This is a genomic window from Serratia sp. TSA_130.1, assembly GCF_052691795.1.
Genome location: NZ_JBQZFS010000001.1, coordinates 1404477 through 1418828 on the forward strand (window position 1 = coordinate 1404477; position 14352 = coordinate 1418828).

At 59.4% G+C, this 14352-nt stretch carries 16 protein-coding genes; 8 read left to right on the forward strand and 8 right to left on the reverse strand.

Annotated elements, in window-relative coordinates:
* Positions 1-74 precede the first annotated feature (74 nt).
* The 4 genes from cadA (at position 75) to ACUTQY_RS06545 (ending at position 5429) form a co-directional block, all read left to right on the forward strand.
* A complete protein-coding gene (gene cadA / locus ACUTQY_RS06530; protein ID WP_033635725.1) occupies positions 75-2213 on the forward strand; it encodes a lysine decarboxylase CadA in 2139 nt (712 codons plus the stop codon).
* A gap of 68 nt (positions 2214-2281) precedes the next feature.
* Complete coding sequence (dtpD, locus tag ACUTQY_RS06535) at positions 2282-3727, forward strand: dipeptide permease DtpD (protein ID WP_046687711.1); 1446 nt, start codon at positions 2282-2284, stop codon at positions 3725-3727.
* A gap of 56 nt (positions 3728-3783) precedes the next feature.
* Positions 3784-5115: a tRNA lysidine(34) synthetase TilS gene (gene tilS / locus ACUTQY_RS06540; protein ID WP_046687710.1), complete on the forward strand. Its 1332-nt coding sequence runs from the start codon at positions 3784-3786 to the stop codon at positions 5113-5115.
* Positions 5115-5429, forward strand: a complete 315-nt coding sequence (locus tag ACUTQY_RS06545; protein WP_025304017.1) for a c-type cytochrome — start codon at positions 5115-5117, stop codon at positions 5427-5429. Before tilS ends, ACUTQY_RS06545 begins: the two co-directional genes overlap by 1 nt.
* Positions 5430-5479: 50 nt before the next feature.
* Here the strand turns inward: ACUTQY_RS06545 and rof are convergent, their stop codons facing one another.
* Together rof and ACUTQY_RS06555 are read right to left on the reverse strand one after the other, a co-directional pair.
* The gene (rof, locus tag ACUTQY_RS06550) at positions 5480-5743 is read right to left on the reverse strand and encodes a Rho-binding antiterminator (protein ID WP_004931991.1); all 264 of its coding nucleotides are present in this window, start codon (positions 5741-5743) and stop codon (positions 5480-5482) included.
* Entirely contained in the window at positions 5730-5930 is a 201-nt protein-coding gene (locus tag ACUTQY_RS06555) for a YaeP family protein (protein WP_033652508.1), read from the reverse strand. Before ACUTQY_RS06555 ends, rof begins: the two co-directional genes overlap by 14 nt.
* A gap of 213 nt (positions 5931-6143) precedes the next feature.
* Between ACUTQY_RS06555 and ACUTQY_RS06560 the strand changes: the two genes are divergently transcribed.
* Genes ACUTQY_RS06560 through nlpE form a run of 3 tightly spaced genes read left to right on the forward strand, consistent with a single transcriptional unit; the run spans position 6144 to position 7822 of the window.
* Positions 6144-6692, forward strand: coding sequence for a YaeQ family protein (locus ACUTQY_RS06560; protein WP_033644891.1), 549 nt, complete (start codon positions 6144-6146; stop codon positions 6690-6692).
* Positions 6693-6695: 3 nt separating this feature from the next.
* A complete protein-coding gene (gene arfB, locus ACUTQY_RS06565) occupies positions 6696-7109 on the forward strand; it encodes an alternative ribosome rescue aminoacyl-tRNA hydrolase ArfB (protein ID WP_033644893.1) in 414 nt (137 codons plus the stop codon).
* A gap of 29 nt (positions 7110-7138) precedes the next feature.
* On the forward strand, positions 7139-7822 hold the full coding sequence (gene nlpE / locus ACUTQY_RS06570) for an envelope stress response activation lipoprotein NlpE (RefSeq protein ID WP_033644894.1): 684 nt from the start codon (positions 7139-7141) through the stop codon (positions 7820-7822).
* 68 nt (positions 7823-7890) lie between these two features.
* Here nlpE and proS read toward each other — a convergent pair whose 3' ends face one another.
* From proS to metN, 6 genes are all read right to left on the reverse strand, one after another.
* Positions 7891-9609, reverse strand: a complete 1719-nt coding sequence (proS, locus tag ACUTQY_RS06575; protein WP_033644896.1) for a proline--tRNA ligase — start codon at positions 9607-9609, stop codon at positions 7891-7893.
* 112 nt (positions 9610-9721) lie between these two features.
* A complete protein-coding gene (tsaA, locus tag ACUTQY_RS06580) occupies positions 9722-10429 on the reverse strand; it encodes a tRNA (N6-threonylcarbamoyladenosine(37)-N6)-methyltransferase TrmO (RefSeq protein ID WP_046687709.1) in 708 nt (235 codons plus the stop codon).
* Positions 10426-10830 carry an Rcs stress response system protein RcsF gene (gene rcsF, locus ACUTQY_RS06585; protein ID WP_033644899.1) on the reverse strand — a complete coding sequence of 135 codons (405 nt, stop codon included), beginning with the start codon at positions 10828-10830 and terminating at the stop codon, positions 10426-10428. Before rcsF ends, tsaA begins: the two co-directional genes overlap by 4 nt.
* A gap of 114 nt (positions 10831-10944) precedes the next feature.
* On the reverse strand, positions 10945-11760 hold the full coding sequence (locus tag ACUTQY_RS06590; protein WP_033644900.1) for a MetQ/NlpA family lipoprotein: 816 nt from the start codon (positions 11758-11760) through the stop codon (positions 10945-10947).
* A gap of 39 nt (positions 11761-11799) precedes the next feature.
* Positions 11800-12453 (reverse strand): methionine ABC transporter permease MetI, encoded by a 654-nt coding sequence (locus ACUTQY_RS06595; protein ID WP_004932010.1) that lies wholly within the window; start codon positions 12451-12453, stop codon positions 11800-11802.
* Positions 12446-13477, reverse strand: coding sequence for a methionine ABC transporter ATP-binding protein MetN (metN, locus tag ACUTQY_RS06600; RefSeq protein ID WP_004932012.1), 1032 nt, complete (start codon positions 13475-13477; stop codon positions 12446-12448). Before metN ends, ACUTQY_RS06595 begins: the two co-directional genes overlap by 8 nt.
* A gap of 188 nt (positions 13478-13665) precedes the next feature.
* Here metN and gmhB point away from each other — a divergent pair, with 188 nt between their 5' ends.
* The gene (gmhB, locus tag ACUTQY_RS06605; protein ID WP_025304009.1) at positions 13666-14229 is read left to right on the forward strand and encodes a D-glycero-beta-D-manno-heptose 1,7-bisphosphate 7-phosphatase; all 564 of its coding nucleotides are present in this window, start codon (positions 13666-13668) and stop codon (positions 14227-14229) included.
* Positions 14230-14352 lie beyond the last annotated feature (123 nt).

A 14352-nucleotide genomic window follows, 5' to 3' on the forward strand; every position in this document is an offset into this window, starting at 1 on the left:
AATTTACCCAGCCCCTTTCTTTCCGACCTGTCAGCCGCGACGGGAAGGGGCTTGCTTTGCCAGGAGAAATGCATATGAACGTTATCGCCATCATGAATCACATGGGTGTCTACTTCAAAGAAGAGCCTATCCGTGAACTGCATCAGGCGCTGGAAAGTCTGGATTTCCGCATCGTTTACCCTAACGATCGCGAAGACCTGCTGAAACTGATCGAGAACAACGCCCGTCTGTGCGGGGTGATCTTTGACTGGGACAAATACAATCTGGAGCTGTGCGAAGAGATCAGCCAGCTGAACGAATACATGCCGCTGTACGCATTCGCCAACACCTATTCCACGTTGGACGTCAGCCTGAACGATCTGCGCATGCAGGTGCGCTTCTTCGAGTATGCGCTCGGCGCGGCAACCGACATCGCCGCCAAGATCAAACAGAATACCGACGAGTATATCGACACCATCCTGCCGCCGTTGACCAAGGCGCTGTTCAAATACGTGCGCGAAGGCAAATACACTTTCTGTACGCCGGGCCACATGGGCGGCACAGCCTTCCAGAAAAGCCCGGTGGGCAGCCTGTTCTACGATTTCTTCGGCCCGAACACCATGAAGTCGGATATCTCGATTTCGGTGTCCGAGCTTGGGTCGCTGCTGGATCACTCCGGCCCGCACAAAGAGGCGGAAGAGTACATTTCCCGCGTGTTCAACGCCGAGCGCAGCTACATGGTGACCAACGGCACCTCCACCGCCAACAAGATCGTCGGCATGTATTCGGCGCCGGCGGGCAGCACGGTGCTGATTGACCGTAACTGCCACAAGTCGCTGACTCACCTGATGATGATGAGCGACATCACGCCGATCTACTTCCGCCCGACCCGCAATGCCTACGGCATCCTCGGCGGCATTCCGCAGAGCGAGTTCCAGCGCGCCACCATCGCCAAACGCGTGAAGGAGACCCCGAACGCCACCTGGCCGGTGCATGCGGTGATCACCAACTCCACCTATGACGGCTTGCTGTACAACACCGACTTTATCAAGAACACTCTGGACGTGAAGTCGATTCATTTCGACTCCGCCTGGGTGCCTTACACCAACTTCCATCCGATCTATAAAGGCAAGTGCGGCATGAGCGGCGGCCGCGTGGAGGGCAAGGTGATCTACGAAACCCAGTCCACCCACAAACTGCTGGCGGCCTTCTCGCAGGCTTCGATGATTCATGTGAAGGGCGATATCAACGAAGAGACCTTCAACGAAGCCTACATGATGCACACCACCACTTCGCCGCACTACGGCATCGTGGCGTCGACCGAAACCGCCGCGGCGATGATGAAAGGCAACGCCGGCAAGCGCCTGATCAACGGCTCTATCGAGCGCGCGATCAAGTTCCGCAAAGAGATCAAACGCCTGAAAGTCGAGTCCGACGGCTGGTTCTTCGACGTCTGGCAGCCGGAGCATATCGATGAGCCGGAATGCTGGCCGCTGCGCTCCGACAGCGCCTGGCACGGTTTCAAGAACATCGACAACGAACACATGTATCTGGACCCGATCAAGGTCACTATCCTGACCCCGGGGATGAGCAAGGAAGGCGAGATGCAGCCGTTCGGCATCCCGGCCAGCATCGTGGCGAAATACCTCGACGAACGCGGCATCATCGTCGAGAAAACCGGGCCTTACAACCTGCTGTTCCTGTTCAGCATCGGCATCGATAAAACCAAGGCGCTCAGCCTGCTGCGCGCGATGACCGACTTCAAACGCTCGTTCGACCTGAACCTGCGGGTGAAAAACATGCTGCCTTCGCTGTATCAGGAAGCGCCTGATTTCTATGAAAACATGCGCATTCAGGATCTGGCGCAGAACATTCACCGCCTGGTGGAGCAACACAACTTGCCGGACCTGATGTACCGCGCGTTCGAAGTGCTGCCAACCATGGTGATGAATCCGTACCAGGCGTTCCAGAAAGAGCTGCACGGCGAAGTGGAAGAGGTCTATCTGGAAGAGATGGTCGGTAAGGTCAATGCCAACATGATCCTCCCATACCCACCGGGCGTGCCGCTGGTGATGCCGGGCGAGATGCTGACCGAAGAGAGCCGGCCGGTGCTGGAGTTCCTGCAGATGCTGTGCGAAATCGGCGCGCATTATCCGGGCTTTGAAACCGACATTCACGGCGCCTATCGCCAGGCGGACGGACGTTATCGGGTGAAAGTGCTGAAGGCGAAATAACCGCAGCCAATAAGAGGGGAGGCGCTCGCGCTTCCCCTTTGTCGTTCACCGACTGATGGGAGACCACCATGAAAACACCCTCACAGCCGCGCGCAATCTACTATGTCGTAGCGATACAAATTTGGGAATATTTCAGCTTTTACGGCATGCGTGCGTTATTGATCCTCTATCTGACCCACCAACTCGGCTATACCGACAGCCACGCCATCGATCTCTACAGCGCTTACGCTTCGTTAGTTTACGTCACTCCTATTCTTGGCGGCTGGCTCGCCGACCGCCTGCTGGGCAACCGCGTCGCGGTGATCGCCGGCGCGGCGCTGATGACCCTGGGACATATCGTGCTTGGCCTGAGCGCGGTCTCCGCCCAGTCGCTTTATCTGGCGCTGGCGATCATCATCTGCGGCTACGGCCTGTTCAAATCCAATATCAGCTGCCTGCTGGGCGAACTGTATCCGGCGCAGGACTCGCGCCGCGAAGGGGGCTTCTCGCTGCTGTACGCCGCCGGCAACGTCGGATCTATTTTGGCGCCGATCGCCTGCGGGTTGGCGGCCGAGCGCTATGGCTGGCACGTCGGCTTTGCGCTGGCCGGGATCGGCATGTTCGCCGGCCTGGTGATTTTTCTGCTGGGCGGACGCCATTTCCGCCACACGCGCGGCGTGAATGCACCGCTGATGCGCGCCAGGAGCCTGGGCCTGCCGCACTGGGGATGGCTGCTGGCGGCGCTGTTGGCGTCGCCGCTGTTCTTCACGCTGCTGTTTGAACGCGGCTGGGCCGGCTATTTGCTCGGGTTGGTGTGCGTGGCGGCGGTGGCGCTGGTGGCGCGCATTATGCTGCGCGCGGACGCCGGCCAGCGGCGGGGGCTGTGGCAGATCATCGTACTGATGCTGCTGGGCACGCTGTTCTGGGCTTTTGCCCAGCAGGGCGGCAGCTCCATCAGCCTGTTTATCGATCATTTCGTTGACCGGCGCTGGTTCGGCTGGACGGTGCCGACCGCGCTGTTCCAGTCGGTTAACGCCTGCGCGGTGATGCTGGGTGGCGTGGCGCTGGCCTGGCTGGCGAGCGGCGATGGCGATCGCACGCTGCGCATCTGGTGCAAGTTCGCCTTCGGTCTGCTGTTGATCGGCGTCGGCTTTACGCTGATGGCGCTCAATACGCGGCTGCACGGGCCGGGATCGATGGGGCTGATGATCGCCGGTTTGGCGGTGATGGGCTTTGCCGAACTGTTTATCGATCCGGTGGCGATGGCGCAGATCACCCGGCTGAATATCCCCGGCGCCACCGGCGTGTTGACCGGCATCTATATGTTGGCGACCGGTTCGATCGCCAACTATCTGGCGGGCATTATCGCCAATCAGACCGCCGAGGATCACATCGAAGGGGCGGCGATGCAGGCGTATGGCCGCATTTTCGCCCAGATCGGCTGGGGAGCGGCCGGATGTGCGCTGGCGGTGATCACGGTGCTGGGCGGCTGGTGGCTGCTGACGCGACGCCAGGCCCGGACGGTTAATGCTTGATTGATGGCGGTAGGCGGGGTTAACGTGCAGCTATGTAGAAGTGACAAAGCCTACCGATGGATACTGATCAATTAACGACGCAGGTGGCGGACCAGCTGGGCGCGCAGCAGCGGCTGCTGGTGGCGTTTAGCGGCGGCCTGGATTCCAGCGTGCTGCTGCATCTGCTGGCGGCGTTGCGCCGCCAACGTCCGGCGCTGCAGCTACGTGCGTTGCACGTGCACCATGGCCTGAGCGCCTTTGCCGACCGTTGGGTTGAGCATTGCCGCAGCCGGTGTGCCGAGTGGCGGATCCCGCTGACGGTGACGCACGTGCAGGTGGATGCCCGCCAGGGCGGCATCGAAGCGGCGGCGCGTGCGGCGCGCTATGCCGCTTTCAGTGCAGCATTGGCGGAGGGCGAAGCGCTGCTCACCGCCCAACACCTTGACGATCAAAGCGAAACTTTCCTGTTGGCGCTCAAGCGCGGCAGCGGGCCGGCGGGGTTGTCGGCGATGGCGGCGCGCGCCACGCTGGGCGAGCACCTGCTGTTGCGGCCGCTGCTGGGCTGCTCGCGTCAAACGCTGGAAAATTACGCGCAACGCCACGGTTTGGCCTGGATAGACGACGACAGCAATCAGGACACGCGCTTCGATCGCAATTTCCTGCGGTTGCAGGTGTTGCCGCAGCTCAATCAACGTTGGCCGCACTTCGCCTCGGCGGTGGCGCGTAGCGCCAGCCTGTGCGCCGAACAGGAACAATTGTTGGACGAGCTGCTGGCGGAACCGCTGCAAAGCCTGTTGGCGGCGGATCGCTCATTGGCGATCGACGGTTTGACGGCCTGTTCGCCGGTGCGGCGCTTCGCTCTGTTGCGGCGCTGGATCGCATTGTTCAACGTTACCATGCCGGCGCGTGAGCAGTTGCAGCGTCTGTGGGATGAGGTGGCGCTCAGCCGGGAAGATGCCGAACCGCAGCTGCAGCTCGGCGCCTATCAGATCCGCCGCTTCCGAGGCCGATTGCACCTGTTGCCGCCGCTGGCGGCGCTGCGCGATGTGCATCTGCCCTGGCAGCCTGACCTGCCGCTGACGTTGCCGGACGGGATGGGGCAGTTGGTTGCCGGTGAGGGCGATCTGGCGCTGCGTGCGCCGCTGCCATCGCAGCAGATTAGCATTCGTTTCGGCGGCGTGCAGGGCGCGGTGCGCATCGTGGGGCGCGCCCATTCGCGGCCGATAAAAAAACTGTGGCAGGAGCTGGGTATTCCTCCCTGGCAGCGTGAACGCATCCCGTTGATTTATTATGATGAGCAGCTGATCGCCGCGCTGGGCGTATTCGTCTGTGAGGCGGGGCAGGTGCCGGAAGGCGAACGCCCGTGGCGGCTGCGCTGGGAAAAAAATCATAATCGTGAGGAGCAATGATGAAGTTTGTGGAAATCGCGCTGTTGGCCGCCGGCCTGTTCAGCCTGCCGGCGTTGGCGGCGGGGGATGCGGCCGCCGGTCAGGCCAAAGCCGCCGCGTGCGCGGCCTGCCACGGCGCGCAGGGCAAGGTGACGGTGCCGATGTACCCGAATCTGGCCGGGCAAAACGCCATGTACCTGCAGCACGCGTTGCAGGCGTACAAGAAAGGGGAACGCAACGGCGGCCAGGCCGAGGTGATGAAAGCCTATGTGTCGGGATTGTCGGATGACGATATCGCCGATCTGGCGGCTTATTACGCCAGCCTGAAGCCCTAAATGACGAGGGCAGCCGTTGGGCTGCCCTGTTGGGATGGGGTTACCGCTGCTCAGTCCGACAGACTGACGACCACGGTACCGATTTCCGGATGACTGAAACTGCTGATATGGTCCAGACGCAGGTCGCGCTGCTGGCCGTTCTGTTCGATGGTCAGATACTCAACGCGTTTCTTTTGCAGCAGGTCGATCGCCTTGGCCTCGATCACTTCTCCGTCGCGTAACTCCAGCTTCAGAATAAGTTTATGCTGACAGGCGAGTTCCAGGTTGTCGTAGTCATCGCAATTGATGGGTTGGTACTCATCATTCATCAACATAGTCGCTCACCAATAAGTTAGCGGCGGCAAAGGCCGCCTGTTCCCTAACGGAGGACGGTAGCGCGTGGTTCGCTGCGACATCGTCCAATGCCTTTAACGCACAAGCCAGCGCATCAGGCACGTAGCCAAGATCTCCACTGCCAATCTCGGCGTAAGTACGGCGTACTAACTCACAGTATTGTTGCACAGTTTCCTCCCTTAAGAACCTCTGCATCATCAAGACTACTATCGCGATGAGGCGCAGGCTCTCGGAGTTTTATCCTATCCTAGACGACTATAGCACAGCTGTTATGGAGTTATCAGCACCCCGGCACGCCTTTCGCACTGCCGCAGCCTGGCCGCGCTGGCGGGGTTTGGCCCTGATCAAGTACACTGTCGCCGGATAATAATGAGGTCACCCATGGCGCTGAAAGCAACCATTTATAAAGCCGCGGTCAATATTGCTGATATGGATCGTCACTTCTACCACGACGCCACGCTGACGCTGGCGCAACACCCGTCCGAAAATGAGCAGCGCATGATGCTGCGCCTGTTGGCCTGGATCTGTCACGCCGACGAGCGGCTGGTGTTCACCAAAGGGCTGAGCGCCGACGACGAGCCGGAGATCTGGCAGCGCAACGACCACAACGGGTTGGAAATGTGGATCGAGATGGGATTGCCCGACGAGAAACGCATCCGCAAGGCCTGCAACCAGTCGCCGCGCGTGGTCTTGTACGCTTACGGCGAGCGCGCCGCGCACGTTTGGTGGCAGGCGATGCAGGGAAAAGTGGCCGGCTACAAGAACCTGAGCGTGCGCTTCCTCGATGACGAACAGCTGGCGCGCCTGACGGCGCTGGCCAGCCGCACCATGACGCTGCAGGCAACGCTGCAGGAGGGAACTATTTGGCTGTCTGATGCTCAGAATAGTCTGGAAATCCAGTTTGCCGAGTGGCAGCAGGCACAGGTGTGACCGGTGCTGGAACTGTCAAGAAACGTAGCCATACCGGATAATGAGCTGGAATTGACGGCGATCCGCGCGCAGGGCGCGGGTGGCCAGCACGTGAACAAAACCTCAACGGCGATCCATTTGCGCTTTGACATCCGGGCATCCAGCCTGCCAGAGTATTATAAGGAAAGGCTGCTGGCGCTGAATCATCATCTCATTACCGCTGATGGCGTAGTGATTATCAAGGCGCAAGAGTATCGCAGTCAGGAATTGAATCGCGAAGCGGCGTTGGCCAGATTGGTCGCGCTGATTCAGCAGGCGATGGTGGTGGAAAAAATGCGCAAGGCGACCAAGCCGACCAAAGGGGCAAAATTGCGCCGTTTGGAAGGCAAGGCGCGTAAGGGCGCCACCAAGGCGCTGCGTGGCAAGGTTCGCACTTAGGAATACATGAACACAGTAGGAGAATAACTGTGAAGAAAATTACGGTAGCCCTGTTCTTGGCGGCAGGCGCACTCTCGTTGTTGGGATGCAACAATCATTATCAACCGAAGGAACAACCGCTGCAGGCGATGCCACAGAGTTATCAAGGGCTGTTGCCTTGCGCCGATTGCGGCGGGCTGGATACGGCGCTGTTCCTGGATGAGGACGGCACCTTTGTGCTGCAGGAAACTTATCGCGGCACCAAAGACGGCGATCAGACCTTCGCCGACTATGGCAAATGGGCGCGCACCGCGGATAAGCTGGTGCTGACTGACAGCACCGGGGAAAAACGCTACTTCCGCCCGGTGGGCAAGAGTCTTGAGATGCTGGATCGCAGCGGCGCGCCGATCGCCTCCAAGCTGAATTATCGTCTGGAGCCGGTCGAGAAGCCATTGCCTAAAACGCCGATGGTGATGAAAGGCAGCTACACCTATATGGCCGACGCGGCGGTGTTCAAAGATTGCGCCACCGGCATCACGTTCCCGGTGGATAACAACATCGCGCTGGAGCAAGGTTACGCCAAAGCCAATAAGAATGCCGGTGAGCCGGTGTTTCTGACTTTCAACGCGCACTTCAGCGTGCAGCCGTCGATGGAAGAGGGGCAGATAGAGAAGGCGGTGGTGCCGGACGGTAAAATCGCGTTCGACCGCAGTAAAAGCTGCAGCAACAACTAACTTCCCCTGTCCCCATGGACATAAAAAAACCCGCCTAGGCGGGTTTTTTATTCGCTGACGCTCGGTGTTTAGCGTTTGATCTGGCCCAGCAGGAAATCAACGATTTCACCGGTTTTGATCATTTGCTTCTCGCCGACGCGGCGGTTTTTGTACTCGATCTCTTCGTTGTCGAGGTTACGGTCGCCGATAACGATAGAGTGCGGCACGCCGATCAGCTCCATATCCGCGAACATCACGCCCGGGCGCTCTTTGCGGTCATCGAGGATCACGTCGATGCCGTGGGAGCGCAGGGTGTTGTACAGCTCTTCGGCCAGCGCCTGCACGCGGAACGACTTGTGCATGTTCATCGGCAGAATAGCGACCTGGAACGGCGCGATGGCGTCTGGCCAGATAATGCCGCGTTCGTCGTGGTTCTGCTCGATGGCAGCGGCCACGACGCGCGTCACCCCGATGCCGTAGCAACCCATGGTCAGCACCTGGTTGCGGCCGTCTTCACCCTGTACGGTCGCTTTCATCGCTTCCGAATACTTGGTGCCGAGCTGGAAGATATGGCCTACTTCGATGCCGCGTTTGATCAGCAGCGTGCCCTGACCGTCCGGGCTGGCGTCGCCTTCCACCACGTTACGGATGTCGGCCACCTGCGGCAGCGGCAGATCCCGCTCCCAGTTGATGCCGAAGTAGTGTTTGCCGTCAACGTTGGCGCCGGCGCCAAAGTCGCTCATCGCCGCTACGCTGCGGTCGGCAACCACCGGCATCTGCAGCTTGACCGGGCCGAGGGAACCCGGGCCGGCGCCGACGATGGCGCGGATCTCTTCTTCAGTGGCGAAGGTCAGCGGCGCGGCAACCTGCGCCAGCTTCTCGGCCTTGATTTCGTTCAGCTCGTGATCGCCGCGCACCAGCAGGGCGACCAGTTTATGGCCGCTCTCTTCGGTGGCGCGCACCATCAGCGTCTTCACGGTTTTTTCCACCGGCAGCTGGAATTGCTCCACCAGCTCGGCGATGGTTTTGGCGTTTGGCGTATCCACCAGGCGCAGCTCTTCGCTGGCCGCCGCGCGCGGCGCTGCCGGAGCGACCGCTTCCGCCAGCTCGATGTTGGCGGCGAAGTCGGAACCGGTGGAGAACACGATATCGTCTTCACCGCTGTCTGCCAGCACCTGGAATTCGTGCGACGCACTGCCGCCGATCGAGCCGGTATCGGCCTGCACCGGGCGGAAATCCAGGCCCATGCGGCTGAAGATTTTGCTGTACGCTTCGTACATCGCGTCGTAAGTCTCCTGCAGAGACTCCTGCGAGGTATGGAAGGAGTAGGCATCCTTCATCAGGAACTCACGGGAACGCATCACGCCGAAACGTGGGCGCACTTCATCACGGAACTTGGTCTGGATCTGGAAGAAGTTCAGCGGCAGCTGCTTGTACGAGCTGATCTCGTTGCGGATCAGATCGGTGATCACTTCTTCATGCGTCGGGCCCAGCACGAAAGGACGGTCGCCGCGGTCGACGAAACGCAGCAGCTCGGGGCCGTATTGCTCCCAACGGCCGCTTTCCTGCCACAGGTCGGCAGGCTGAACCACCGGCATGGACACTTCGATCGCGTTAGCATTGTTCATTTCTTCGCGAACGATGTTTTCAACCTTTTTCAGAACGCGCAGGCCGGTCGGCAGCCAGGTGTAAAGACCGGAGGCCAGCTTGCGGATCATCCCGGCGCGCAGCATCAGCTGGTGGCTGATCACTTCGGCGTCGGCAGGTGTCTCCTTCAGAGTGGAGAGCAGATATTGGCTAGTACGCATGGTGTTTTGGTTCCGTTAGAACTGCAAATTGCATCGGGCTGCCAGAGTGGCGGCCAAAAAGTGATTTAGTTTACCAGCGCGAGCGGGTCGCCAAAAGAGAGGCGGCGGAATTTTAACGCGGGTCGAGCGCCAGCACTTCGGTGTGGCCGTCCACGACGCGCCAGCGCACGTTGAAATCCAGCAGCCAGACGGCGTAATCCCGTTCGACGTCCTCTCCTTTACGATAGGCGGGACGGGGGTCCTGTGCCAGCACCTGGCTGATAAAACGCCTTAATTGCGGGTAGCGCGCCTGATGTTGCTGCAGCTGCTGTTCCGCCTGCGGCGCGAAACGCACCGGCATATCGCCGGCGGGCGCGGCCTGGGCAAAGCCGGCGCGGGCCAGCGGTTGGCTCTCGGCGAACGGCAGATAAGGCTTGATGTCCACCACCGGGGTACCGTCGACCAGATCGAGGCTGCCCAGTTCCAGCGCCACTTCCCCGTTTTTCACCCGTACGCCTTTGAGCTCAATGAGCGACATGCCGAGCGGGTTGGGGCGGAAGGTGGAGCGGGTGGCGAACACGCCCATGCGGGCATTGCCGCCTAAACGCGGTGGGCGTACCGTCGGGCGCCAGCCGCCTTCCATGGTTTGATGGAAAATGAACATCACCCACAGATGGCTGAAATCGCTGAGACCGCGAACCGCTTCCGCCTGGTTGTAAGGCGGCAGCAGCAGCAGTTCGCCGCCACCGTCTTCGACCAGCCCCGGTTGGCGGGGCACGGCGAATTTCTCTTTATAAGGCGAGCGGATCACGCCGATCTGCTCAAAAACGAATTCGGTCATTTAGACGAGACGTTAAGCGCCGAGCCCTGGCAAACGGCCTGCTGGTAACAACCGGCGACGCCGCTGACAATCTGGCAGTCGTGCAGCAGCACGGCGTTGGCCTTCATGTAAGACGCACGGATTTGCATGCGTTTACGGGCGGTAGCCAGATTCGGTGGGGAGTCTTGTACGGTGGTTTGGCACGATTCGCCGGACACTTCACCCAGATCGCGGAATGGTTTACCCACGAGTTCTTCTGCACTTTTATACAGTTTTACCGGAGCGGGGCGGGCGGCCGGCGTGGTCTTGGTCGGGGCGGTCGTGGTCGGCTTGCTGGTGCTGTTTGTTGAGGATGGCGCGATACGTTGCGATGAACATCCGGCCAGCGCGAGCGCTAACAAACAGAGAGGTAAAACACGCATTGAGATTCCTCTGCCTTAATGAAAGTGGCGCTATTGAAGCAATCTATGGCGGAAATAACAAGACGGGCCTTGGCCCGTCTTGCAATTATAGGAATAAAATTGGTGAATAAGCGCTTACCAGCCTTTCACGGCACCGCCGTTGAAGATTTTGTTGGCGGCGGCGTCCACTTCGTCAGACTGGTAGGCCTGAACGAATTTCTTCACGTTTTCCGCGTCTTTATTATCTTCGCGCGCAACCAGCAGGTTGACGTAAGGCGAGTCTTTATCTTCCACAAACAGACCGTCTTTCGCCGGCGTCAGGCCGATCTGGCTGGCATAGGTGGTGTTGATCACCGCCAGCGCGATCTGCTGATCGTCCAGAGAGCGCGGCAGCTGAGGGGCTTCCAGCTCAACCAGCTTCAGGTTTTTCGGGTTCTCGGTCACGTCCAGTACGGTCGGCAGCAGGCCAACGCCGTCTTTCAGTTTGATCAGACCGACTTTCTGCAGCAGCAGCAGCGAACGGCCCAGGTTGGTCGGATCGTTCGGCAGTGCGATCTGAGAACCCTCTTTCAGCTCGTCCAGCGATTTGATTTTCTTGGAGTAACCGGCGATCGGGTAAACAAAGGTGTTGCCGACCGGCACCAGCTTGTAGCCGCGATCTTTGATCTGCTGATCCAGATACGGTTTGTGCTGGAAGGCGTTCAGGTCGATATCGCCTTTGCTCAGCGCTTCGTTAGGCAGCACGTAGTCGTTGAAGGTGACCAGCTCAACGTCCAGACCGTATTTCTCTTTCGCCACTTTCTGCGCCACTTCGGCCACTTGCTGTTCAGCGCCGACGATCACGCCGACCTTGATGTGGTTTGGATTCTTTTCATCCTGGCCGCAGCCCGCCAGAGCCAGAGTGCCGATCAGTGCGCCAATTGTCGCGATGGATTTAAATGTTAACGACATATCCCTTCCTCATTAGACTCGCATTAATATGCTGTGAAACTATTTATGGGTAACGGCTTTGACGATGCGATCGCCGCAGAATTGGATCAGATAAACCAAAACTACCAGTAATACTAATACGGTATTCATAACTGTGGCGTTATAACCGATATAACCGTATTGGTAACCGATTTGGCCCAGGCCGCCGGCGCCGACCGCGCCGCCCATGGCGGAGTAGCCCACCAGGGTGATCAGGGTGATGGTCGCGGCGTTGACCAGGCCCGGCAGGGCCTCCGGCAGCAGCACTTTCTTGATGATCTGCATCGGCGTGGCGCCCATGGCGCGCGCCGCTTCCACCAGACCGGACGGGATCTCCAGCAGGGCGTTTTCCACCATGCGCGCGATGAACGGCGCGGCACCGACGGTCAGCGGCACGATCGCCGCTTGCAGACCGATCGAGGTGCCGACGATCATGCGGGTAAACGGAATCATCCAAACCAACAGGATAATGAACGGGATGGAACGGAAGATGTTCACCAGCCCGGACAGGATTTTATACAGCGAATTGTTGGCGATGATCTGCCCCGGGCGGGTGACATACAGCAGCACGCCTACCGGCAGGCCGAGCACGAAACCGAAAAAGCCGGAGACAAAGGTCATCATGACGGTTTCCCACACGCCACGCGCCATCAACCACATCATTGCCTCAGACATAACCCAGAACCTCTACTTTTACCTGATTTTCTTGCAGGAACTTAATCGTTGCCAGCGCGTCTTCGTCGCTGCCGTGCAGCTCCGCCAGCATCACGCCGAATTTCACGCCGCCGGCATAATCCATCTGGGCGCTGATAATGTTGTTGTTCACGTTGAAGCGGCGAGCGGCTTCAGACAGCAGCGGCGCATCGACCGACTGACCGGTGAACTCCAGGCGCAGCAGCGGCTGACGGTCGCCCTGACGCTCCGGCGACAGGCGCGCGGCGTAGTCGTCCGGGATATCCAGATGCAGCGTGGACTGAATGAACTGTTGGGCCAGCGGCGTTTTCGGGTGCGAGAACACTTCGCTGACGCTGTCTTTTTCGATCAGCTGCCCCTGGCTGATGACCGCGACCTGGTCGCAGATGCGTTTCACCACGTCCATTTCATGGGTGATGAGCAGAATGGTCAGGCCCAGACGGCGGTTGATGTCTTTCAGCAGTTCCAGGATGGAACGGGTGGTGGCCGGATCCAGCGCGCTGGTGGCCTCGTCGCACAGCAGCACTTTAGGGTTGCTGGCCAGCGCGCGCGCGATCGCCACACGCTGTTTCTGGCCGCCGGACAGGTTGGCCGGGTAGGCGTCGTGCTTGTCCGCCAGGCCGACCAGTTCCAGCAGTTCGGTCACGCGCTTTTTGATCTCGGCGCGCGGCGTATTGTCCAGCTCCAGCGGCAACGCCACGTTGCCGAACACCGTACGGGAAGAGAGCAGGTTAAAGTGCTGGAAGATCATGCCGATTTGGCGACGGGCGCGCGTCAGTTCGCTTTCTGACAGAGACGTCAGATCCTGGCCATCGACCAGCACCTGGCCGGAGGTGGGGCGCTCAAGCATGTTGGCGCAGCGGATCAGCGTGCTTTTACCGGCGCCGGAGGAACCGATGACGCCATAGATTTGCCCGGCAGGAACGTGAAGGGTCACGTCAGAGAGCGCGGTAATGGTGCGCGAACCCTGCTGGAACACTTTAGTGATGTTAGAAAGTTTAATCATATTCTTCTTATTTTAGCGTGGTTGCCCGTGGCTAGATAAAAGTAAACCTCGGCGTGGAACCAAGGTATGCCTCAGATGTTAAGGCGTCTAGACGTCTAAGTCAACGACCAACGACGTTCTCCGGCGTTCTCAGCGTGGGGTAAAACATGCGATACTGTTAGCGTATACAGGCCCTCAGGAGCAAAGCGGTGACACAAAGCGTTCCAGCAATTTTTCTCGATCGTGACGGCACGATTAATGTTGACCATGGCTATGTCCATGAAATCGACAACTTCCACTTTATCGACGGCGTGATCGACGCCTGTCGCGAGCTCAAAAAGATGGGCTTCGCGCTGGTGATGGTGACCAACCAGTCCGGCATTGCGCGCGGCAAGTTCAGCGAAGACCAGTTTATGTACCTGACCGAGTGGATGGACTGGTCGCTGGCCGATCGCGACGTCGACTTCGACGGCATCTATTTCTGCCCGCATCATCCGGAGGCGGCAGTAGAAGAGTATCGCCAGGTGTGCGACTGCCGTAAGCCGCAGCCGGGCATGTTGCTGCAAGCGCAGCAGGAATTGAACATCGATATGGCCGCTTCTTATATGGTGGGCGATAAACCGGAAGACATGCAGGCGGCGATCGCGGCCGGCGTCGGCACCAAGGTGCTGGTGCGTACCGGCAAGCCGGTGACGGAGCAGGGCGAAAAGCTGGCCGATTGGGTGCTAAACAGCCTGGCGGACCTGCCGGCAGCCATCAAAAAGCGGGTTTAATAGGCGTTACGAATGAATAGTGAGCGGTCAGATAAAAAATGCATATTAACGCTTGTCATTCTGAACCGGCTCCCTATAATGCGCCTCCATCGACACGGAACATGTGAACAACTTCACAGAGTA